Here is a 20,066-nt window from a genome sequence, read left to right as displayed (position 1 = left end):
TCACCTTTCTTTGTGTGTTTGCGAAAAGGGCTCAGTGGCCGTGGCCGCCGTATTGGTCGGCCTGGGGCTGCGCATGCATGAGCGGGGTCTCGAGGAAGCCGCCGTCGACGACCAGGTCCTGGCCATTGACGAAGCCGGCGGCATCGCTGGCCAGGTAGGCCACCGCGTCGGCGATGTCGTGCGTGGCGCCGAGCCGGCGCACCGGGACCAGGCGGGTGCGCGACTGCAGCAGCGCGTCGTTGGCGTAGTGCACGGCCGACAACGGCGTGCGGATGAAGCCGGGGCTGACCGCGTTGGTTCGGATGCCGCGCGGCCCCCACTCCACGGCGGTGTGACGCGTGAGCGCCAGCACGCCGGCCTTGCTCACGCTGTAGGCCGGCGAGGCGTTGGGCTTGCCGGCCGCGATGGAGCCGATGTTGACGATGCTGCCGCGCCCGCGTGCCAGCATGTGCGCGCCGAAGGCGCGCGTGCACAGGAAGGGACCGCGCAGGTTGATGTGCATCAGATGGTCCCAGTCCTCCAGGCTCACGCCCTCGAGCGCGGCGTGCCGGCCCAGCACGCCCGCGTTGTTCACCAGGATGTCGCAACCGCCGAGCTGCGTGTGCACCAGGTCCGCCGCGGCCGCCACCGAGTCGGGGTCGGCGATGTCGCAGACGCCGGCCAGGCCACGCGTGGGCAGGGCCTGGCGCTGCCGCTCCAGCTCGCTCGCCGTGCGCGGCAGGTCGAGCAGCGCCACGCGGGCGCCCAGCGCGGCGAGCCGCTCGGCGATGGCGGCGCCGATGCCGCCAGCGGCACCGGTCACGACCGCGACGCGGCCATCGAGACGGTAGCGCTCCGTGGGCGCGTCCGTGCTGTCGTTCATGGGGGCTCCCTTCCCGGCACCGGCCAGGCTTGAATGAAAGTGAATCTCAAAAAGAGATAAATACCATCATATGCGACTTTTGATTTTTGTCCTTATTCGGGAAAATCACTAGAATCCGCCGGCCCAGCCGGGACTATCCTTCGACCCCGTTCAGGCCCGCCAGGCGGGCCGGCGCCCCGCTCACCCCATTCCCCCCCAGACACAGGAGACTCCCCCATGAAGCTTCGTCATCTCGCCCTCGTCGCCACCCTGGTGGCGGCGTCCGCCAGCGCACTGGCGCAAGACGTGCGCGACCGCGTGATCAAGTTCGGCCACCTGGTGCAGCCGGGCCACCCCATCGCCCTGGGCGCCGAGAAGTTCGCCGAGCTGGTGGCCAGCAAGAGCGGCGGCAAGATGAAGGTGCGCGAGTACGGCGCCTCCGTGCTCGGCAGCGAGGCGCAGCAGGTGGGCGCGCTTCAGGGGGGCGTGCAGGAAATGTTCGCGCCGGCCACCACCTCCGTGGCCTCGCTGGTCAAGGAGATGAGCCTCATCGACACGCCGTTCTCCTTCAGCAGCGCCAAGCAGGTGGATGCCTTGCTGCAAGGCCCCTTCGGCCAGACCATGCTGAAGAAGCTGGAAGACAAAGGCCTGGTCGGCCTGGACTACTGGGAGACCGGTTTTCGCAACGTCACCAACAGCCGCAAGCCCGTGACCAGCCCCGACGACGTCAAGGGCCTGAAGATCCGCGTGATGGGCAACCCCCTGTTCCTCGAGTCGTTCTCGGCGCTCGGCACCAACCCCGTGCCCATGGCCTTCGGCGAGCTCTACGGCGCGCTCGAATCGCGCGCGCTCGACGCCCAGGAGAACCCCTACAGCATCGTGCTGACCAGCAAGTTCTACGAGGTGCAGAAGTACATGAGCGTGACCAACCACGTGTACACCGCCAACCCCGTGTTGGTGAGCAAGAAGTTCTGGGACCGCCTGACGCCCGACGAGCAGAAGATCCTGCGCGATGCCGCCCGCGAAGCCGGCGCCTACCACCGCGCGCTCAGCCGCGAGGTGGCCGCCAAGGACCGCCAGGCCCTGCTGGCCAAGGGCATGCAGATCAACGAGGTGCCCAAGGAAACCATCGCCAAGATGCGCGAGACCACCAAGCCCGTGGCCGACAAGTTCGCCGCCACCTACGACCCGGCGCTGGTGGAGCTCTACCGCGCCGAGATGAAAAAGATCCACGAGACGGTGCACTGACCACCGCGGGGCCCGAATGAAGCGCCTGATCGACCTGTACTGCCGCCTGCTCGACGTGCTAAACGCCGGGCTGCTGGCGGCCATCCTCGTGCTTGTGTTCGGCAACGTGGTGCTGCGCTACGGCTTCAACTCGGGCATCCTGATCTCCGAGGAGCTGTCGCGCTGGCTCTTCGTCTGGCTTACCTTTCTTGGCGCCATCGTGGCGTTGAACGAGCGCTCGCATTTGGGCACGGATATGGTCGTCCTGCTGCTGCCGCGCCGGGCCCGGCTGGTCTGCTTCGGCGCCGCTCAGGTGGTCATGCTGTACGTGTCCTGGCTGCTGCTGTCCGGTAGCTGGACCCAGGCGCAGCTCAACCTGGACGTGTCCGCGCCTGTGAGCGGCATTCCGGTGGCGGTCTTCTACGCCTCGGGCATCGTCTTCGGCGTGTCGGCCATCGTGCTGCTGGGCTACGCGCTGGTCCGCCTGCTCGGCGGGCGCCTCAGCGACGCCGAGACCGTGATGGTGCGCGAGTCCGAGGAAGAGCCTCACGCCCACCCGACCGCTTCCCCGGAGTCTTTCCGATGACCGTCGTCATCTTCCTTGGCGCGCTGCTGGCCGCCATGGCCATCGGCATCCCGATCGCCTATTCCCTGCTGGTCTCTGGTGTTGCGCTCATGTGGCACCAGGACATGTTTGACGCGCAGATCCTGGCGCAGAACGTGGTCAACGGGGCCGACAGCTTCCCGCTGCTGGCCGTGCCGCTGTTCATGCTGGCCGGCGAGATCATGAACGTGGGCGGCCTGTCGCAGCGCATCGTCAACCTGGCCATGACCCTGGTGGGCCACAAGCGCGGCGGCCTGGGCTACGTCACGGTGATCGCCGCCTGCCTGATGGCGGCGCTGTCGGGGTCTGCTGTGGCCGACGCCGCGGCCTTGTCGGCGCTGCTGCTGCCCATGATGGCGCGCGCCGGCCATGACCCGGCCCGCGCTGGTGGCCTCATCGCGGCCTCCAGCGTCATCGCGCCGGTCATCCCGCCTTCCATCGCCTTCATCATCTTCGGTGTCGCCGGCAACGTGTCGATCGGCAAGCTCTTCATGGCCGGCATCGTGCCCGGCCTGTTGATGGGCGTGGCGGTGGCCGCCACCTGGGCCTGGGTCAGCCGGCGTGAGCAGACCGAGCTGCCCCCCCGCGCCTCGCGCGCGGAGCAGTTGCGCGCCCTGCGCGACTCGCTGTGGGCGCTGGCGCTGCCGGCCATCGTCCTGGTGGGCCTGAAGATGGGCGTATTCACGCCGACCGAAGCCGCGGCCGTGGCGGCGGTCTACTCGCTCTTCGTGGCCACGGTGGTCTACCGCGAGCTCAGCCTGCGCGCGCTCTACCGCCTGTTCGTCTCGGCGGCCAAGACCACGGCCGTGGTGATGTTCCTCATCGCCGCCGCCATGGTCTCGGCCTGGCTCATCACCGTGGCCAACATTCCCGGCGAGATCACGCGCCTGCTGGAGCCGCTCATGGAGCACCCGGTGCTGCTGCTGCTGGCCATCATGCTGCTGGTGATGGCCGTCGGCACCGCCATGGACATGGCGCCCACCATTCTGATCCTCACCCCCGTGCTCATGCCGGTGGTGGTTGCCGCCGGCATCGACCCGGTGTACTTCGGTGTGCTCTTCATCATGAACGCCTCCATCGGCCTGATCACGCCACCCGTTGGTACAGTGCTCAACGTCGTGGCCGGCGTGGGGCGCATGTCCATGGACCGCATCACCCGTGGTGCGCTGCCCTTTCTGCTCGCCCAGTTCGGACTGCTCCTCCTCCTCGTGCTCTGTCCGTGGATCGTCACGGTGCCGGCGCGCTGGTTCGGCGGATGAGGCAGTCGCGTCCCGGCCTCGCCGCCCTCAACCCGAACCGAACCTGAGCACACCGTGAACAGCAGCTTCGCCAAAGGCCTGAGCATCCTGGACTGCTTCCAGGAGGGCCGCATCAGCGCCCACCTCGACGACATCGTCGAGGCGCTCGGCACTTCTCGCGCCACCACCTACCGCTACCTCGGCACCTTGTGCGACGCCGGCCTGCTGGCGTCCATGGCAGGCGGCGTGTACGTGCTGGGGCCGCGCATCATCGAACTCGACCGCCTCATGCGCATCAGCGATCCGCTGCTCACCGCCAGCAGCAAGCTCATGCACGAGGTGGCCGGGCGGCGCAAGCTCAACATGATGCTGGCCAGCTTCTACCGCGACAGCATCATGTGCGTGGACATCGCCTGGCCCGACGCGTCCATCCCGCGGCATTTCGAGCGTGGCCGGCCCATGTCGCTGTTCCGCGGCGCCATGGCCAAGATCATCCTGGCGCACCTCTCGCCCTACCAGCTGCGCAACATGGCGCTGCACCACGCGGCCGAGATCCGCGCCGCCGGCCTGGGCAGCAACTGGGCCGAGTTCCGCACCCACATGGCGCAGCTGGCGCGCCAGGGCTACGCCATCACGCGCGCCGAGATGGTGGCGGGCACCGGTGGCATTTCGGCACCGATCTTCGACCCCGAGGGCAAGGTGCTGGGCAGCATCACTTTTGTGGTGGCTGAGAGCCGCTGGGACGACACCGATTTCGAGCGCCTGCGCCGCGCGATCGTGGAGACCGCCCAGCGCATCACCGACACGATTGCCCAGAACAAGCCCGGCGAGGGCGGGGCGGTGCCCTCAGACGCCACCCCCGAACCGGTAACGCAACCCGGGCCCACCGCGCGCGGCCGGGCCGCATCGAAAAAGAAGAAGGAAACCCCCACGTGATGGACGTGCGAGACAAGCTTGAGGCCCTGGAGGACAACCGGTCCCTGAAGGCGCGGTATTGCCGCTACATCGACACCAAGCAATGGGCCCGGCTGCGCGGTCTGTTCAGCGCCGGCGCGCGCTTCGAGGGCTTCGGCTCCGCGCCCGACGGCGCGGACGCGGACGCCTTCGTGGCCGGCGTGTCCGCGCGCCTGGCCGAGGCGGTGTCCGTGCACCACTGCCACACGCCCGAGATCGTGTTCCTGTCGCCCGATCGCGCGCGCGCCGTGTGGGCCATGCAGGACCACCTGGAGTGGCCGCAGCCCATCCGCCTGAAAGAGGCGCCCGAGGCCCGAGGCTTCGTCGGCTGGGGCCACTACGAAGAGGCCTACCTGCGCGAGAACGGCCAATGGAAGATGGACTTCCTGCGGCTCACGCGCCTGCGCATCGATCCCTTGCCCACCGGCGGCACTTTCCCCGACACCCGTGCGCTGCGGCGCGCCTCGCCGGACTGGCTGGACCATTGAACGTGAAACACGCACTCGTCGTCGGCTCGTCCGGCGTGATCGGTGGCGCCATTGCCCGCCACCTCGCCAGCGCCAGCGGCTGGCGCGTCACCTGCGCCACGCGCGGCGGTTCGGCGCCCGACGGCGCCCAGGGCCTCGCGGTCGATCTGCTCGACCCCGCTTCGGTGCGTGCCGCCGCGGCCCAACTGGCGCCCGTCACGCATGTGTTCTACGCGGCCTACCAGCACCGGCCCACGCGCACCGAAGAAATCCCGCCCAACCTGGCCATGCTGCGCCACGCCATCGACCTGGGCGAAGCCCAGTCCGGCGCGCTGCGGCGCTTCGTGCTGGTGACGGGCGGCAAGTACTACGGCCTGCAGTGGGGCGCCATCAAGACCCCGGCGCGCGAGACCGACCCGCGCCACCTGGGCCCCAACTTCTATTACGCGCAGCAGGACCACCTGGCCGAGCGCGCCGACGCCGCGGGCTGGACCTGGTCGCACCTGATCCCGCCCTACGTCACCGGCTTCTCCGAGCGCGCGCCCATGAACCTGGTGATGGCCATCGGCGTGCTGGCGACGCTGTCGCGCGAGCTGGGGCTGCCGCTGCGTTTTCCGGGACCTGCGGCCTCGTGGAACGCGCTGCACCACCTGGCCGACGTGGAACAGATCGCCGCCGCCAGCGCCTGGGCCGCCACCAGCGAGACGGCCGCCAACCAGATCTTCAACATCGCCAACGGCGATCCCGGCCGCTGGCGCAACAGCTGGCCCGTGGTGGCCGAGCACTTCGGCCTGGCCGTGGGCGAGCCGCTGCCGGTGCCGCTGTCGCAGGTGGCCACGGAACTGGCGCCGCTGTGGCAGCGCATCGCCGAACGCGAGGGCCTGCGCCAGCCCGACCTGCACGCGCTGGTCGATTGGCAATGGGCCGACTACATGTTCAAGACCGCCTTCTCCAACGACGTGCTGTTCGAGCTCGGCAAGATCCGCCGCGCCGGCTTCAGCGGCTGCGTCGACTCCGAGACCGCCCTGAGGGGTCGCTTCGACGAGTTGCGCGCGCAGCGCCTGATTCCTTAGACAAGGACCCGCATGACGATCTATCGAAGCGCGCTCATCAACCGGCGCGAAGGCCTGAGCGAGGCGCGGTTCCGCGAGCACTGGATCCGTGTGCACGGCGCGCTCGCCGCGCGCCTGCCGGGCCTGGGCACCTACCGGCAGAACCACATCGCCGAGCGCTTCCTGGAAGCGCGCGACGTGCCGGTGCAGACCATCGACGGCATCTCGCAGCTGTCCTTCGACAGCATCGCCGCGATGGAGGCGTCCGACGCCTCTCCTGAGTACGCGCTGTGCAAGGCCGACATCCCGCTGTTCCAGGGCGGCATCACCATCCTGGTGCTGCGCTCCGAGCGGCTGTTCGGCAGCGAGACCCTGGCGCGGGGCCAGCACGGGGCCAAGCTGGCCTGGCTGTCCACACGCCGCGCCGGCGTGCCGGCCGAGGGCCTGCACGAGCGCTGGCTGAGCGGGTCGGGGCCGGCCGGTGCGGCCGTGCCCGGTGCGCGCCGGCAGGTGCAGAACTTCGTGGTGGACCGCAGCCACCCCGTGCAAGCGGGCGTGCCGGCCGGCAGCGCGGATGCGGTCGAGGCCTTCAGCGAGCTGTGGTTCGACGATGCCGAGTCGCTGCGCGCGGGCCTGGCCTCGCCGGCCGGGCAGCGCCTGGTCCATGGCGACCCGCTGCTCGCGCCGATCGCGGTCTACCGCATCGACGAAGTCCACATCGTCTGAACAGAGGAGATCGCGCATGTCGGTTCTTGGACGAGCGGCCTTGGCCATGTGGTGGGACATGGCGCCCGAGCGGCTGGACGATTTCCAGCACTGGCACGCGCACGAGCACTTTCCCGAACGGCTCGGCATCCCGGGTTTCCTGCGCGCCTCGCGCTGGACCAGCGCCGACGGTGGCGAGGGCATCTTCGTGATGTACGAGTTGCGCGACCACGCGGTGCTGTCCTCCGCGCCCTATCTTGAGCGGCTCAACGCGCCCACGCCCTGGTCCACGCGCCTGATGCCGCACCATCGCCACATGGTGCGCAGCCAGTGCCACGTGCTCGAAAGCCGTGGTGCGGCCGTGGCGCGGCACGCGCTCACCATCCGCCTGTCGCCCGCGCCGGGGCAGGACGCGCGCCTGCGTGGCGCCATCGCGGTGATGGCGGGCGAGGCCGTGGCGGCGCCGGGCATCGTGGGCATGCACCTGCTGCGCCACGAGGCGCCGCCGATCGAGGCGACGCGCGAACAGAAGATCCGCGGCGGCGACGCCGTGGCCGACTGGGTGCTGGTGGTGGTCGCTTACGACCCGGCGGCGCTGGGCGCCCTGGCAGCCTCGCAGTTGGCGCCCGACGGTCTGGTGTCGCTCGGGGCCGTGTCCGGCGCGCTGCACGGCACGTACACGCTCGCGCAATCGGCCACGCCGCTCGACATGGCCTGAACGGGGCTGGCGCCTGGCGCGCCAGCCGCGCGTCAGAACGGCAGGCCCGACACCGCCGCCATTTCCAGCCGCACCTTCAGCGCGCCCGTGACCAGGCCCTTGGCGTAGGCGTTGGGGGCGCTGGCCAGCAGGGTCTGCAACTCTTCCCCGCTGCAGTGCTCGACTTGCAAGGTCTCGTACCTCTCGAACCAGTCCGGGTGCTGCTGTTCGATCAGGCGCATCTCGTTCAGGTTGCTCATCGCCACCTCGGCCTCCAGGCGCTGAAGCATCTCCAGGGTCTCGATGGGCGGAATGCCGAAGGCGGTGGGGCGCATGCCGTGGGTGGCGGGCAGGGTGGTCATGTCGAGGTCCAGGTACATGGTCGCGTCCTTGAGGGCACGAAGGGTCTGTCCCGTGTTTCGACCCCCGCCTGAAGTCCCTTCATCGCACGCCCTGTCACTTTTGACAGGGCGTGCGAAGAAGCCCCGCGCGATGAGGATTCCGTCACGCTCGCAGCGCCCCCGGGGGCGTTTCGCCGTCTTGCAACGCGCCCGCTAACGCTTTTCGGTTCCTGTCCAGCGCGTGGCCACCGCTCATCCCCATTCGCTAACCGCGTGGCGCCCGACGCCGGCCATGGCCTGGGATGGACATGCTTTGGTATTTGAACTTCGCGTATCGTTACAAACGCAAAGTGAAAAACAAATGAGCGCCATCACCCCCTTGTTGCAACGGCTGCCCCCGCCCGCCCGCATCGCCTCGGCCCTGCGTTCCGAAGCGGTGGCCAAGCTGCTGCCGGTCGTGTTCCTCGCGATCGCCATCACCGCGCTGGTCATGATGTTCGTCTGGCAGAACCAGTCGAACTACCGGCCGGTGTTCGGTGCGCGCGAGAGCGTGCCCGCCGCCGACATGATGTCGGTGCTCGACGCCGAAGGCATCGCCTACCGCCTGCACCCCGAAACGGGGCAGGTGCTGGTGTCGGCGTCGAACCTGGGCCGCGCGCGCATGCTGCTGGCCGCGCGCGGCGTGGTGGCCCGCCTGCCCGAGGGCCTGGAGCTCATGGACAAGAGCGACCCGCTGGGCGTGACGCAGTTCGTGCAGGACGTGCGCTTTCGCCGCGGCCTGGAGGGCGAGCTGGTGCAGAGCATCACCGCGCTGGAGCCGGTCAAGAGCGCGCGCGTGCACCTGTCGATCGCGCGTTCCTCGACCTTCGTGCTCAACGCCACGCAGGCCAGCTCGGCCTCGGTGGCCTTGCACCTGCACCCGGGCCGCGAGCTGGAGGCCGAGCAGATCGCCTCCATCATCAAGCTGGTCTCGGGCAGCGTGTCCAACCTCGCGCCCGACCGCGTGACCGTGGTCGACCAGGCCGGACGCCTGCTGTCCAGCCGGGTCGACATCAAGGCCGGCCTGGACTCCACCGGCTTCGCGAACGAGGCGCAGCGCAAAGCGCAGGACACCCTGCTGCGCAACGCCCACCAGCTGCTGCAGCCGGTGCTGGGCGCCAACAACTACAACGTCAGCGCCTCGGTCGAGCTGCACCAGGACAGCGTGAAGGAAACGCAGGAGCGCTACGAGGGCGATCCGCGCATCACCAGCGAGGCTTCGCGCGAGGAACTCAGCCGCCAGCCGCAGGCCCTGGGCATCCCGGGCTCGCTGAGCAACCGCCCGGCCAACCCCCCGCCAGCCGAGGGCGAGCCGCCCAGCACCGCCGAGCGCAACGCGGCCACGCGCCAGTACGCCTATGACCGCAGCGTCACCACCATCGAGCGCGCGCGCGGCCAGGTGAAAAAAATCAGCGTCGCGGTGGTGCTGAACAACGCCGCCGCGCCCGCCGGCGCGAGCGCCTGGGCGCCGGCCGAGATCGCGCGCATGGAGCAGGTGCTGCGCGGCGGCCTGGGCATCGACACCGCGCGCGGTGACCAGCTGGTGGTCTCGGCCATGGCCTTCCCGGCGCCGCCGCAGGCCGTGGCCTGGTACGCCGAGCCGCAGTCGGTGTTCACGATGGCGGGCTGGGGCCTGAGCGCGCTCGGCGCGCTGCTGGCCTACCTGCTGATCGCGCGCCCGCTGATCCGCCGCTTCACGCGCGAGGCCGCGGCGCCGCGCGAGGTGGGCACGTCCGAGCTGCTGGAGCTGGGCCCGCGCGGCGGCGAGGGCGCCGCGGCGCCGGCCGGGGCCCTGCCCGCCGGATCGGCCGCCGTGGCCGCGCTGCCGCAGCCCGAACGGCCCGCGGGCCAGCGCGACTCCATGGGCTCGCTGCTGGAGAACTACAACCTGCCGCCGCCGGGCTCCCCGGTGGATGTGCTGGTCGATCACTTGAAGGACCTCGCGACCAAGGAGCCCGAGCGCGTGGCCGAGGTCGTCAAACAATGGGTGCAGAAGAATGGCCACCAACCCGCCTGAAGCCGGCGCCGAGGACGGCGCCATGACCGCGATCGAGCAGGCCGCGATCGTGCTGCTGAGCATGGGCGAGGCACCCGCCGCCGCCGTGCTGCGCTGCCTGGAGCGCGAGGAACTGCTGGCGGTGACGCAGGCCATGTCCGCCATGAGCGGCATCAAGGTCGATACCGCGCGCAGCGCGCTGCAGCGCTTTTTCGACGACTACCGCGAGCAGAGCGGCCTGCACGGCGCCTCGCGCACCTTCCTGAAAAACTCGCTCGACCTGGCGCTGGGCAGCAGCATCAGCAGCAGCGTGCTCACGCGCATCTATGGCGACGCCATCCGCCCGAAGATGGCGCGCCTGCAGTGGGCCTCGCCGCGCTGGGTGGCCGACCGCATCGCGCAGGAGCACGTGCACATGCAGGCCGTGTTCCTGGCCTTCCTGCCGCCGGCCATGGCCAGCGAGGTCATTGCCAGCCTGCCCGAGGACGGGCGCGACGAGCTCATCGTGCGCGTGGCCCAGCTCGGCCACGTGGAGCACCGCCTGCTGCAGGAGGTGGAGGTGCTGGCCGACGCCTGCCTGCAGAGCCTGGAGACGCAGAGCGCCACCATCGAGGGCGTGAAGCAGGCGGCCGAGATCCTGAACCGCCTGCCGGGCGACAAGGCCCGCATGGTGGAGCAGCTGCGCGAGCGCGACCCCGGCGTGGCCGGTCAGATCGAGCGCAGCATGTACGACTTCTTCATCCTCTCGCGCCAGAGCGAGGAGGTGCTGCTGCGCATCATCGAGGCGGTGCCCATGGACGAGTGGGCCATCGCGCTCAAGGGCGGCGACAGCGACGTGCGCCGCGCCATCCTGGGCTGCATGCCGCAGCGCCAGGTCAAGACCTTCCAGGACGCGATCCGCCGCACCGGGCCGGTGGCCGCGCGTCGCGTGGAAGATGCGCGCGCCGCCATCATGCGCGAGGTCAAGGCGCTGGCCGACGCTGGCGCGATCGAGGTGCAGCTGTACACCGAGGCGACGGTCGAATGAGCAGCACGGCAACGAGCGCTTACCGCAGCCATCGATTCCCGCCGCTGGCCGATCGCGAGATCGCCCAGGCGCTGGCCGCCCAGGGCGCGCCCGAGGCCTTGCAGGCCGCGCTGGCCGACGGCCATGCGCGCGGCCTGGCGCGCGGCCACGAGGAAGGTTTCGACAAGGGCCTGGTCGAGGGCCGCGCCATCGGCGAGGCGCAGGGGCGCGAGCGCGGCGAGGCGCTGGGCCGCGCCGAGAGCGAGGCGCAGTTGCTCGCGCGCTGGCAGCGCGTGGCCGCGCCGATGCAGGCCGCCACCGAGGCCCTGCGCCAGGTGCAGGCCGACTACCAGGCCGCGCTGCGCCGCGAGATGGTGGAGCTGGTGGAGCGCGTGGCGCGCCAGGTGATCCGCGCCGAGCTCACGCTCAACCCCACGCAGATCCTCAAGCTCGTCGAAGAGACCCTGCAGAGCATGCCGCCGGCCGTCAGCGCCGTGGAGGTGTTCCTGAACAACGAGGACCTGCGCGCGATCCAGGCCATCGAAGGCGCCGACACGCGCGGCTGGAACCTGATCGCCGATCCCGCGCTGGAGGCCGGCGAGTGCCGCGTCCAGGTGGCCGGCTTCGAGGCCGACGCCGGCTGCCGTCAGCGCCTGCAGGCCTGCATGGGCCAGGTGGCCGCGCAACTGCTCGGGGCGGAAGAGTCCGCGCCGGCCGAGGCGCCCTTGAGCGGGGCCGCCGCGTGATCGCCGAACAGCTGCGCCGCATCGCCGTGCCCGAGGTGTCGGTGTCGACGCCCACCGGCCGGCTGGTGGGCGCCACCGGCCCGCTGCTGCAGGCGCGCGGCGTGCGCCTGCACGTGGGCCAGCGCTGTCGCATCGAGTCGGCCCTGGGCGCCGACATCGAGGCCCAGGTGGTGGGCTTCAAGGACGAGGCTGCGCAGCTCATGGCCTTCAAGCGCACCGAGGGCCTGGCCGCCGGCGCGCGCGTCTGGCCCCTGCCCGGCAACGGCCACCTGCTCATCGGCGAGGCCTGGCTGGGCCGCGTGGTCAATGGGCTGGGCGAGCCCATGGACGGGCGCGGCCGCCTGGCGGGCGAGCACCTGCTGCCCAGCGCGCCGCCCTGGGTGGACCCGCTGCGCAAGCGCCCGGTGGAGGGCGCCATCGACGTCGGTGTGCGCGCCATCAACGGCCTGCTCACGCTGGGCCGTGGGCAGCGCGTGGGTCTGATGGCCGGCTCCGGCGTGGGCAAGAGCGTGCTGCTGGGCCTGATCACGCGCCAGACCGTGGCCGACGTGATCGTGGTCGGCCTGATCGGCGAGCGCAGCCGCGAGGTGCGCGAGTTCATCGACCTCTCGCTCGGCGAGGCCGGCCTGCGCCGCGCCGTGGTGGTGGTGGCGCCGGCGGACGAGTCGCCGCTGATGCGCCTGCGCGCCACCGAGCTGTGCCACACCATCGCCGCGCACTACCGCGACCAGGGCCGCCACGTGCTGCTGCTGGTGGACTCGCTCACCCGCTACGCCATGGCGCAGCGCGAGGTGGCGCTGTCGCTCGGCGAGCCACCGGCCACGCGCGGCTACCCGCCCTCGGTGTTCAGCGCCCTGCCGCAGCTGGTGGAAAGCGCGGGCAACGGCAGCGGCGAGGGCTCCATGAGCGCCATCTACACCGTGCTCGCCGAGGGCGACGACCAGCAGGACCCGGTGGTGGACACCGCGCGCGCCATCCTGGACGGCCACATCGTGCTCTCGCGCGCGCTGGCCGAGCGCGGGCACTACCCGGCCATCGACATCGGCCAGTCCATCAGCCGCTGCATGGGCCTGGTGGCCGGCGCCGACCAGCAGCGCGTGGCGCGCGAGGTGAAGGCCCTGCTGGCGCGCTACCAGCAGGTGCGCGAACTGCTGCCGCTGGGCGCCTACGTGCCCGGCGCGGACCCCCTGAGCGACCGCGCCGTGGACCTGTGGCCGCGCATCGAGGCCTTTCTTCACCAGGGCACGCAGGAGTCGGCGCCGCTGGACGACTGCCTGCGCCGCCTGATGGAGATCGTCGAATGAATTTGCGCGCGCTGGAACAGGTGGTGCGGCTGCGCGAGCGCGAGCAGGACCGCGTGGGCGCCGTGCTGGCCGAGCAGGAGCGCACGCGCCAGCGTTTCGTCGCCAGCATCGAGCGCCTGGGCGGCCTGCTGGACGAGGCCGGCGCCTCCGGCGCCGCGCCCACGGCCTCGCCCCGGCTGTCGCCGGCGCTGGCCAGCAACCGGGGCGCCTACAAGCTCAGCGTGCTCGACCTGGCCGACCGCCACCGCCACGCCCTGGCCGAGCACGAGTCGCGCATGGACCAGACCCGGCTCGCGCTGCACGAGGCCTTCCGCCGCCGCGAGGCGGTGGCGCAGCTGCACGGGCGTCGCGTGGACGAAGGTGAGCGCGCGCTTCAGGTGGCCGAGCGCAAGCGCACCGACGACATCGCCCAGACCGTGTGGATGAGGGGACGCGCGTGAGGCCGCCACCGAAAAAGTCGCGCCGCGAGCTTCAGAAATGCCCCGCCCCGGTCGCCCTGGGCTTCGGAGGCGGCGTTCCGGACCGCCCGCGACCCCTGGAGTAACACGATGGAATTCGATCCCACCACCACCGCGACCCAGCTGGCCACCCTGCTGGTGCAAGGACCGCAGCAGCAGATCGACCGCGAGTCCCAGGTCGCCAAGGCCACGCAGGCGGGGCTGGAGAAGCTGCGCTCGGCCCTGTCCGGCTTCACCACCGCCTTGAGCGGCCTGAGCAGCGTCGCGGGTGGCCTGAAGAAGAACAGCGCCACGCTGAGCGCCGGTGCCGGCGCCACCGCCACCGCCAGCGCCAGCGCGCAGCCCGGCTCCTACAGCTTCTTCGTCGAGCAACTGGCCTCCACGCACCAGATCGCCTACGCCGACCTGCCCGCGGTGCCGGTGGCGCTGGGCGGTCCGCTGGTGGTGCAGCGCGCCGACGGTTCGGCCTTCAACGTCAACCTGCTGGCGGCCGACCAGGACGGCGATGGCAACCTCAACGCCACCGAGATTGCGCGGGCCATCAACCAGGCCAGCGGCAACGAGGGCAAGGTGACCGCCCAGGTGGCCAACACCGCCTCGGGCCCGCAGCTGATCCTGTCGTCCGGCCTGGGCGGAGAGGACGGCGCGATCACCATCGACGCCTCCGGCCTGCCCGACAGCGCGCTCAAGACCTCGCTGGGGAGCGCGCCCACGCAGCTGGCCGCCGCGCGCGACGCCGTCATCTGGCTGGGCGAACAGGGCAGCGGCCTGCGCGTCCAGCAAGGCAGCAACAGCTACACCGGCATCGCCGGCGTGTCGGTCACCTTCACCCAGGCGCACAGCGCCGGCGGGGCGCCGCTTCAGCTCGACGTGGCGGCCGACAAGGCCGGTACCGAAGAGAGCCTGCGCAAGTTCGTCACCGCCTACAACGCGCTGCAGACCGAGCTCAACAACCTCACGAAAACCAGCGAGGACGCCGCCTCGCGCGGGGCCTTCTCCACCGACGCGGGCGTGCGCAACCTGCGCAACCGCCTCAACGACCTGATCCGCCAGGACTTTGGCGGCCTGCGCATCAGCGACCTGGGCATCAGCGCCGACCGCCAGGGCCAGCTCACGCTGGACACGGCGCGGCTGCAGAAGACGCTGACCGCCAACCCCGAGGCGCTGGACACGGTGTTCGGCTCCGCCGCGCTGGGCAAGCGCTCGGGCGTGCTGGGCGCGGTGACCGATCACCTGGAGATCTGGACGAAATCCGGCACGGGCCAGCTCGCGCGCCGGTTGGACAACGTGCAGGTGCAGCAGAAAGACCTGACCCAGCGCCGCGACCGCCTGGACGAGCTGTTCAACGTGAACTACGAGCGCTACCTGCTGCAGTTCAGCCAGTTGCAGACCGTGCTGGGCCAGATGAACCAGACCTCCGGGCTGTTCGGCCAGCTCGGCGCCGCCTGAGCCCGGGTGGCACACCGACAAGAGGAACCCATTGAGCTACGACGCATACCAGAGCTACCAGGCCGTTGACCTGGGTGCCCAGACGGCGAAGGCCTCGCCGCTGGAGCTGGTGCTGATCCTGATGAACGGCTTGCTCGACGAGCTGGCCCGGGCCCGGGCGCACATCGAGCACGCGCGTTTCGAGGCCAAGGCCAACAGCCTGAACCGTTGCGTCGCCATGCTCAATGGCCTGTCCAGCGCGCTGGACACCGACGCCGGCGGCGAGGTGGTGGGCCAGCTCGCCGAGCTGTACGACTATTGCGCGCGCCGCGTGAACGAGGCCGGCATCCGCATGGACGTGGCGCTGATCGACGAAACCGCGCGCCTGCTGGGCACCGTGCGCGAAGGCTGGGAAGGGGTGCACGATGCCCGCGGATGAACGCGCCCACGCGCTCGATCTGGCGCGCCGCCTGCACGAGCGCACCCAGGCCGGCGACGTCGCCGCGCTGAGCGCGCTCGACCGCGAGATCGGCACGCTGCTGATCGGCCTGGCCGGTGCCCGCCCGCTCGACGCCGGCACCCGCTCGGCCTGCGCGCTGCTGCAGGCGGCGCACCAGCGCGCGCTGGCCCTGGTGCGGCGCGAACACGACGCGGTGCAGGCGCAACTGCTCGACCTGTGCGCGCACCGCGGCGGCCGCGACGCCTACGCCTTCGCCGCCGAATGACAAGGAGAACGCCATGAACGCCACCTTTGCGCTCGGCGCCACCGCACCCGTTACCCCGGTGGCCGAGGCCGTGCTGGCCCCCGGACTGTCCGACGGCCCCCGGCCGCTGTTCGCCCAGGTGCTGGACCAGGCGCCGGCCGCCGACGGAGAACCCCCCGACGGCCGCGAGGCGCTGGACGCCGCCTTGTCACCCTGGCTGATGGCGCTGGACTCGCAACAGGCGCCCGCGCTGCCGTTCACGCAGCCGTTCTCGCGCCTGCTGGGCGCCGCCGCGCGCCAAGCCCAGGGCGAGGACGAGGGCGCGGCCCCCTGGCGGGATGCCGATGCGGCCGGCGACGCCCGCCACCCACTGGCTCCCCATGCCCTGGCCGGGCCCGTGGCCAGCGCCCGCCCGGCGGGCGCCGATGCCGGCCCCTGGCCGCCCCAGGCCCTGGCCGCCGCCTCGCCCGCCGATGCGGCCGGCGGCGCGCCCGCGACGGCCGTGTCGCCCGCGCGTTCGCCCGCCGATGCCGCCGCGGCGCGCGCCCTGCCGCCCGAGCTTGCCCTGGCGCTGGCCGTGCCCCGTGCGCGCGAGACCGCGCCCGCCTCGCCGGACGCCTTCGCGGCCGCATTCCACGCGAACGCGGGTCCTTCGGGGGGCGAGGCCATCGAACCGGTCGTTCGCCTGGACCCCGCGCGCAGCGAGCTCTGGCAGCGCCCGCTGGCGCAGGCCCTGGGCGATCGGCTGCAGTGGCAGGCCACGCAGGGTGTCGATCAGGCGCGCATCCGCCTCGATCCGCCCGCGCTCGGCCGCATCGAGATCGTGGTGCGCCAGGAAGGCGCGCAGCTGCAGGTGCAGCTCACGGCCTCCAGCCCCGAGGTGGCGCGCCAGCTCCAGCACATGGGCGAAGGCCTGCGCCAGGACCTGGGCCAGCGCCAGGGCCAGGGCGTGCAGGTGCAGGTGCAGGTGCACGAAGGCGGCGCGCAGGCCGATGCGCGCGGCCAGCCGCGCCAGGGCCAGCCCGCCCGCGAGGAGGCCGAACCCGGCCAGGCCCTGCGCAGCGAACACCGCGCCGGCCAGGCCTTCACGCTGGCCTGACCCCCACCGAACGAGCTTTCGACATGAGCAAGAAGATCTGGATTTCCCTGGCCGCCGGCGCCTTCGTGCTGCTGGGCGCCGGCAGCGGCCTGGCCGCCTGGCACTTCATGGGTCCGCCCGCCAGCGAGACGGCCGCGCCCGTGGTCGACACGCGCGAGTACCGCTACGTCTCGCTTGACAAGGTCATCGTCATGCTGCGCGCGCGCGAGGGCGGGCCGCTGAGCAACTACATGGCCGTGGACCTGGTGTTCAAAACCCCGGTCAAGGCCGAGGTCGTCACCAAGCAGCAGCTGCCCAAGCTGCGCAGCGTGGCCGTGGCCTCGCTGTCCGAGCTCACGCTGGAGCGCGCCAGCATGCTCAGCATCGCCGAACTCACCGACTTCCTGCAGCAGGCCTACGGCGAGAGCTTCGAGCGCGAATCGCGCGAGTCGCCTTTCACGGAAGTGATGGTCGGCCGTCTGGTCATCGAATAGGCGAGGCCCCGGTGCACAGCGGATACGGCGAGATGAACAGCCTGGCTGCGGCGGAGAGCTCCGCCGCGGCGGAGCAGCGCTGGCTCGTCGAGCACACGCCGCTGGTGCGCCGCGCGGTGGCCCAGCTCGCCTCGCAGGCGGGTGGCGCCATGGACCGCGAGGACATGCTGCAGATCGGCCTGATGGGCCTGCTGGAGGCCTTGCGCCGCTACGGCGAGCCCGACGAACGTTTCCCCGGCTACGCCGCGCAGCGCGTGCGCGGCGCCATTCTCGACGAGCTGCGCCGCCAGGACTGGCGCCCGCGCAGCGTGCGCCAGGAAGGCCACCGCCTGCGCGACGGCATCCGCGAGCTGCGCCGCCGCCTCGGCCACGAACCCTCCGAGGCCGAGGTGATGCAGCACCTGGGCGTGAGCGCCGAGGACTACCTGGCCTACGAGCAGCACACCAACGCCGAGACCCTGGCCAGCTTCGACGAAGTGATAGAGGAGCTGATGCTCACGCCCTCGGCCGCGCGCACGCCCGAGGCCGAGCTGATCCAGCGCCGCTCGCTGGAGCAGGCCCTGGCCTGCCTGAACCCGAAGGAGCAGCACGTGGTGCAGCTCTATTACGAAGCCGAGCTCAGCCTCAAGGAGATCGGCGCCGTCATGGGCCTGACCGAGGCCCGCGTCTGCCAGATCAACAAAAGCGCACTGCACAAGTTGCGCGGCGCGCTCTCGCCCGACTGACCCCCGAACCACCCCACCGGCCACCACCATGCAGTTCTTCCTTGGCGTCTTCATCGTGTTCCTCTGCGTCTTCGGCGGCTTCCTGCTCGCGGGGGGCGACCTGGGCGTGGTCTGGGAACCCGTCGAGCTGCTCATCATCGCCGGCGCTGGCGCGGGGGCCATCGTCATCGGCAACCCGCGCCACGTGCTGGCCGAGATGGGCGTGCAGTTGCGCAAGGTGGTGGCGCGGCGCAAGCGCGGCGACGAGTTCCAGCGCCAGCTCATGCTGCTGATGTACGAACTGCTGCAGACCGCGAAGAACGGCCTGAAGGCCCTGGACGCGCACGTGGAGCAGCCGCACGAGAGCCCGCTGTTCCAGCGCTACCCCATGGTGCTGGAGGAGCCAAAGCTGCTGCACTTCATCGTCGACAACTTCCGCGTCATGGCCATGGGCAAGATCTCGGCGCACGAGCTGGAAGGCGTGCTGGAGCAGGAACTGGAGGCCATCCACGAGGAGCTCTCGCAGCCCGCCAAGTCGCTGCACAAGGTGGGCGAGGCCATGCCGGGCTTCGGCATCCTGGCCGCGGTGCTGGGCATCGTGATGGCCATGAACTCGGTCAGCGCGGGCGCTGGCGCGGGCGAGATCGCGGCCAAGGTCGCGGCCGCCATGGTGGGTACCTTCATCGGCATCTTCCTGTGCTACGCGGTGCTCGACCCCATCAGCAACATGATGAAGCAGCTCGTGAAGGAAGAGATGAGCAACATGGAGGCGGTGAAGGTGGTGCTGGTGACGCACCTCTCGGGCAAGCCCGAGCTGGTGTCCATCGACGCCGGTCGCCGCCTCATCCAGCTCAACATCAAACCCAGCTTCGCGCAGCTCGAATCCTGGGTCAACCAGCTGGAGGAGAGCCCTGGTGTCTAAAGCCCACGGAGCCGAGCACGGCACCATCGTCAAGCGCGTCTCGCGCCGCCACGAGGAAGAGGCCCACGGCGGCAGCTGGAAGGTGGCCTTCGCCGACTTCACGCTCGCCCTGATGTGCCTGTTCCTGGTGCTGTGGGTGCTGGCGGCGCGCGACAAGGAAGAGGCCACGCGCGCGCTGGAAAGCGGCGGCGGCGCGGTGATGGCCGAGATCTCCGGCGCCAAGATCCCCGCCGAGGGCGGCCCGCGCGGCAGCCTGATCGACCGCAAGCCCATGCCGCGCAAGGGGCAGGGCGAAGGCCCGGACGAGGTTCGCACCGTGCCCGGCCTGATGAACCCGACGCCGCTGCGCGCGCGCTACGACACCCCCGAGCAGATGGCCGAGCTGGCGGCGCTGCTGGCGCGCCTGAGCCTGGAGGCCGGCCTGAGCGCCAACCTGCAGACCTTCGTCACGCCGCACGGGCTGCGCATCATGCTGCACGACACCGACAACGAGGGCATGTTCCAGCTCGGCAGCGCCACGCCCACGCCCCGCTTCGCGGCCCTGCTGGACCGCATGGGCCCGCTGTTCGCGAAGATCCAGAACCCGATGCTGGTCGTGGGCCACACCGATGCCGCGGCCTACGCGCGCAACGACCCCTTCGGCCCCTCGAATTCGCGCTTGTCCAGCGACCGCGCCGGCGCCGCGCGCGCGCACCTGCTGCGCGGCGGCACGCCCGAGGCCTCGGTGCTGCAGGTGGTGGGCATGGCCGAGCGCGCGCCGGTGCGGCCCGACGAACCCCTGGCCAGCGTGAACCGGCGCATCGAGATCATGGTGCTGACGCTGGAGCAGGCGCGCTTGATGACGGCCATGTTCGGCCAGCCCGCGCAGGCCGAGCCCCTGCTGCCCGGTTTGCGGGCCCAGGCGCCCGCGCGCGACGCGCTCGCCGCGCTGCGCGAATCGGTGGTGGCCGCGGGCCGCCAACTGCCCGGCTTCGATCGCGCGCTGGCGCCGTCGGCCGAGCCCACCCTCACGCGCTGAACCGGGAGCGCGGCATGCGGACACGAAGCACACGAGGCGATCA

The 20,066-nt window shown here is 71.1% G+C and carries 23 protein-coding genes; 21 read left to right on the top strand and 2 right to left on the bottom strand.

The window, feature by feature from the left end:
* Nucleotides 1-31: 31 nt before the first annotated feature.
* Nucleotides 32-862, bottom strand: a complete 831-nt coding sequence (locus JNX00_RS18645) for an SDR family oxidoreductase (protein WP_204743181.1) — start codon at nt 860-862, stop codon at nt 32-34.
* A 216-nt stretch (nt 863-1,078) separates the two neighbouring features.
* Between JNX00_RS18645 and JNX00_RS18640 the strand changes: the two genes are divergently transcribed.
* Genes JNX00_RS18640 through JNX00_RS18605 form a run of 8 tightly spaced genes read left to right on the top strand, consistent with a single transcriptional unit; the run spans nt 1,079 to nt 7,806 of the window.
* On the top strand, nt 1,079-2,089 hold the full coding sequence (locus JNX00_RS18640) for a TRAP transporter substrate-binding protein (protein ID WP_204743179.1): 1,011 nt from the start codon (nt 1,079-1,081) through the stop codon (nt 2,087-2,089).
* Between the two features lie 16 nt (nt 2,090-2,105).
* Nucleotides 2,106-2,654, top strand: a complete 549-nt coding sequence (locus tag JNX00_RS18635; RefSeq protein ID WP_204743177.1) for a TRAP transporter small permease — start codon at nt 2,106-2,108, stop codon at nt 2,652-2,654.
* Nucleotides 2,651-3,931, top strand: coding sequence for a TRAP transporter large permease subunit (locus JNX00_RS18630; protein ID WP_204743175.1), 1,281 nt, complete (start codon nt 2,651-2,653; stop codon nt 3,929-3,931). The genes JNX00_RS18635 and JNX00_RS18630 overlap by 4 nt, the downstream gene beginning before the upstream one ends.
* A 54-nt stretch (nt 3,932-3,985) precedes the next feature.
* Entirely contained in the window at nt 3,986-4,846 is an 861-nt protein-coding gene (locus tag JNX00_RS18625; protein WP_204743173.1) for an IclR family transcriptional regulator, read from the top strand.
* Nucleotides 4,846-5,352 carry a nuclear transport factor 2 family protein gene (locus tag JNX00_RS18620; protein WP_204743171.1) on the top strand — a complete coding sequence of 169 codons (507 nt, stop codon included), beginning with the start codon at nt 4,846-4,848 and terminating at the stop codon, nt 5,350-5,352. Before JNX00_RS18625 ends, JNX00_RS18620 begins: the two co-directional genes overlap by 1 nt.
* A gap of 2 nt (nt 5,353-5,354) precedes the next feature.
* The gene (locus tag JNX00_RS18615; protein ID WP_204743169.1) at nt 5,355-6,404 is read left to right on the top strand and encodes an SDR family oxidoreductase; all 1,050 of its coding nucleotides are present in this window, start codon (nt 5,355-5,357) and stop codon (nt 6,402-6,404) included.
* Nucleotides 6,405-6,416: 12 nt separating this feature from the next.
* Nucleotides 6,417-7,109, top strand: a complete 693-nt coding sequence (locus JNX00_RS18610; RefSeq protein ID WP_204743167.1) for an EthD family reductase — start codon at nt 6,417-6,419, stop codon at nt 7,107-7,109.
* A gap of 16 nt (nt 7,110-7,125) precedes the next feature.
* Complete coding sequence (locus JNX00_RS18605; protein ID WP_204743165.1) at nt 7,126-7,806, top strand: hypothetical protein; 681 nt, start codon at nt 7,126-7,128, stop codon at nt 7,804-7,806.
* Nucleotides 7,807-7,838: 32 nt separating this feature from the next.
* Here the strand turns inward: JNX00_RS18605 and JNX00_RS18600 are convergent, their stop codons facing one another.
* Nucleotides 7,839-8,165 carry a hypothetical protein gene (locus JNX00_RS18600; protein WP_204743163.1) on the bottom strand — a complete coding sequence of 109 codons (327 nt, stop codon included), beginning with the start codon at nt 8,163-8,165 and terminating at the stop codon, nt 7,839-7,841.
* A 322-nt stretch (nt 8,166-8,487) separates the two neighbouring features.
* Between JNX00_RS18600 and fliF the strand changes: the two genes are divergently transcribed.
* From fliF to JNX00_RS18535, 13 genes are all read left to right on the top strand, one after another.
* Complete coding sequence (fliF, locus tag JNX00_RS18595) at nt 8,488-10,182, top strand: flagellar basal-body MS-ring/collar protein FliF (RefSeq protein ID WP_204743161.1); 1,695 nt, start codon at nt 8,488-8,490, stop codon at nt 10,180-10,182.
* A gap of 22 nt (nt 10,183-10,204) precedes the next feature.
* Nucleotides 10,205-11,188 (top strand): FliG C-terminal domain-containing protein, encoded by a 984-nt coding sequence (locus JNX00_RS18590; RefSeq protein WP_337179167.1) that lies wholly within the window; start codon nt 10,205-10,207, stop codon nt 11,186-11,188.
* A complete protein-coding gene (fliH, locus tag JNX00_RS18585; RefSeq protein WP_204743157.1) occupies nt 11,185-11,913 on the top strand; it encodes a flagellar assembly protein FliH in 729 nt (242 codons plus the stop codon). The genes JNX00_RS18590 and fliH overlap by 4 nt, the downstream gene beginning before the upstream one ends.
* A complete protein-coding gene (gene fliI / locus JNX00_RS18580; RefSeq protein WP_116959881.1) occupies nt 11,910-13,217 on the top strand; it encodes a flagellar protein export ATPase FliI in 1,308 nt (435 codons plus the stop codon). Before fliH ends, fliI begins: the two co-directional genes overlap by 4 nt.
* Entirely contained in the window at nt 13,214-13,657 is a 444-nt protein-coding gene (fliJ, locus tag JNX00_RS18575) for a flagellar export protein FliJ (RefSeq protein ID WP_204743155.1), read from the top strand. Before fliI ends, fliJ begins: the two co-directional genes overlap by 4 nt.
* Nucleotides 13,658-13,765: 108 nt before the next feature.
* Nucleotides 13,766-15,124: a flagellar filament capping protein FliD gene (fliD, locus tag JNX00_RS18570; RefSeq protein ID WP_204743153.1), complete on the top strand. Its 1,359-nt coding sequence runs from the start codon at nt 13,766-13,768 to the stop codon at nt 15,122-15,124.
* A 31-nt stretch (nt 15,125-15,155) separates the two neighbouring features.
* Nucleotides 15,156-15,542 (top strand): flagellar export chaperone FliS, encoded by a 387-nt coding sequence (gene fliS / locus JNX00_RS18565; protein ID WP_204743151.1) that lies wholly within the window; start codon nt 15,156-15,158, stop codon nt 15,540-15,542.
* Nucleotides 15,529-15,828 (top strand): hypothetical protein, encoded by a 300-nt coding sequence (locus tag JNX00_RS18560; protein WP_204743149.1) that lies wholly within the window; start codon nt 15,529-15,531, stop codon nt 15,826-15,828. Before fliS ends, JNX00_RS18560 begins: the two co-directional genes overlap by 14 nt.
* A gap of 13 nt (nt 15,829-15,841) precedes the next feature.
* A complete protein-coding gene (locus JNX00_RS18555) occupies nt 15,842-16,906 on the top strand; it encodes a flagellar hook-length control protein FliK (protein ID WP_204743148.1) in 1,065 nt (354 codons plus the stop codon).
* Between the two features lie 23 nt (nt 16,907-16,929).
* Nucleotides 16,930-17,379: a flagellar basal body protein gene (locus JNX00_RS18550; RefSeq protein WP_204743146.1), complete on the top strand. Its 450-nt coding sequence runs from the start codon at nt 16,930-16,932 to the stop codon at nt 17,377-17,379.
* A gap of 32 nt (nt 17,380-17,411) precedes the next feature.
* A complete protein-coding gene (gene fliA, locus JNX00_RS18545; RefSeq protein WP_204743144.1) occupies nt 17,412-18,104 on the top strand; it encodes an RNA polymerase sigma factor FliA in 693 nt (230 codons plus the stop codon).
* Nucleotides 18,105-18,132: 28 nt separating this feature from the next.
* Nucleotides 18,133-19,005, top strand: coding sequence for a flagellar motor stator protein MotA (motA, locus tag JNX00_RS18540; protein ID WP_116959889.1), 873 nt, complete (start codon nt 18,133-18,135; stop codon nt 19,003-19,005).
* Nucleotides 18,998-20,023 carry a flagellar motor protein MotB gene (locus JNX00_RS18535; RefSeq protein ID WP_204743142.1) on the top strand — a complete coding sequence of 342 codons (1,026 nt, stop codon included), beginning with the start codon at nt 18,998-19,000 and terminating at the stop codon, nt 20,021-20,023. The genes motA and JNX00_RS18535 overlap by 8 nt, the downstream gene beginning before the upstream one ends.
* Nucleotides 20,024-20,066: the final 43 nt, after the last annotated feature.

This window comes from Hydrogenophaga sp. YM1 (assembly GCF_016903055.1).
GTDB lineage: Bacteria > Pseudomonadota > Gammaproteobacteria > Burkholderiales > Burkholderiaceae_C > Hydrogenophaga > Hydrogenophaga borbori.
The sequence above is the reverse complement of the archived record's forward strand: the minus strand, read 5'-3'. Positions and strand labels throughout refer to the sequence as shown.

Coding starts and splice junctions, on each gene's coding strand:
- JNX00_RS18645 (WP_204743181.1), bottom strand. CDS start 862: ATGAACGACAGCACGGACGCGCCCACGGAGCGCTACCGTCTCGATGGC.
- JNX00_RS18640 (WP_204743179.1), top strand. CDS start 1,079: ATGAAGCTTCGTCATCTCGCCCTCGTCGCCACCCTGGTGGCGGCGTCC.
- JNX00_RS18635 (WP_204743177.1), top strand. CDS start 2,106: ATGAAGCGCCTGATCGACCTGTACTGCCGCCTGCTCGACGTGCTAAAC.
- JNX00_RS18630 (WP_204743175.1), top strand. CDS start 2,651: ATGACCGTCGTCATCTTCCTTGGCGCGCTGCTGGCCGCCATGGCCATC.
- JNX00_RS18620 (WP_204743171.1), top strand. CDS start 4,846: ATGGACGTGCGAGACAAGCTTGAGGCCCTGGAGGACAACCGGTCCCTG.
- JNX00_RS18610 (WP_204743167.1), top strand. CDS start 6,417: ATGACGATCTATCGAAGCGCGCTCATCAACCGGCGCGAAGGCCTGAGC.
- JNX00_RS18605 (WP_204743165.1), top strand. CDS start 7,126: ATGTCGGTTCTTGGACGAGCGGCCTTGGCCATGTGGTGGGACATGGCG.
- JNX00_RS18600 (WP_204743163.1), bottom strand. CDS start 8,165: ATGTACCTGGACCTCGACATGACCACCCTGCCCGCCACCCACGGCATG.
- fliF (WP_204743161.1), top strand. CDS start 8,488: ATGAGCGCCATCACCCCCTTGTTGCAACGGCTGCCCCCGCCCGCCCGC.
- JNX00_RS18590 (WP_337179167.1), top strand. CDS start 10,205: ATGACCGCGATCGAGCAGGCCGCGATCGTGCTGCTGAGCATGGGCGAG.
- fliH (WP_204743157.1), top strand. CDS start 11,185: ATGAGCAGCACGGCAACGAGCGCTTACCGCAGCCATCGATTCCCGCCG.
- fliJ (WP_204743155.1), top strand. CDS start 13,214: ATGAATTTGCGCGCGCTGGAACAGGTGGTGCGGCTGCGCGAGCGCGAG.
- fliD (WP_204743153.1), top strand. CDS start 13,766: ATGGAATTCGATCCCACCACCACCGCGACCCAGCTGGCCACCCTGCTG.
- JNX00_RS18560 (WP_204743149.1), top strand. CDS start 15,529: ATGCCCGCGGATGAACGCGCCCACGCGCTCGATCTGGCGCGCCGCCTG.
- JNX00_RS18555 (WP_204743148.1), top strand. CDS start 15,842: ATGAACGCCACCTTTGCGCTCGGCGCCACCGCACCCGTTACCCCGGTG.
- JNX00_RS18550 (WP_204743146.1), top strand. CDS start 16,930: ATGAGCAAGAAGATCTGGATTTCCCTGGCCGCCGGCGCCTTCGTGCTG.
- fliA (WP_204743144.1), top strand. CDS start 17,412: ATGAACAGCCTGGCTGCGGCGGAGAGCTCCGCCGCGGCGGAGCAGCGC.
- motA (WP_116959889.1), top strand. CDS start 18,133: ATGCAGTTCTTCCTTGGCGTCTTCATCGTGTTCCTCTGCGTCTTCGGC.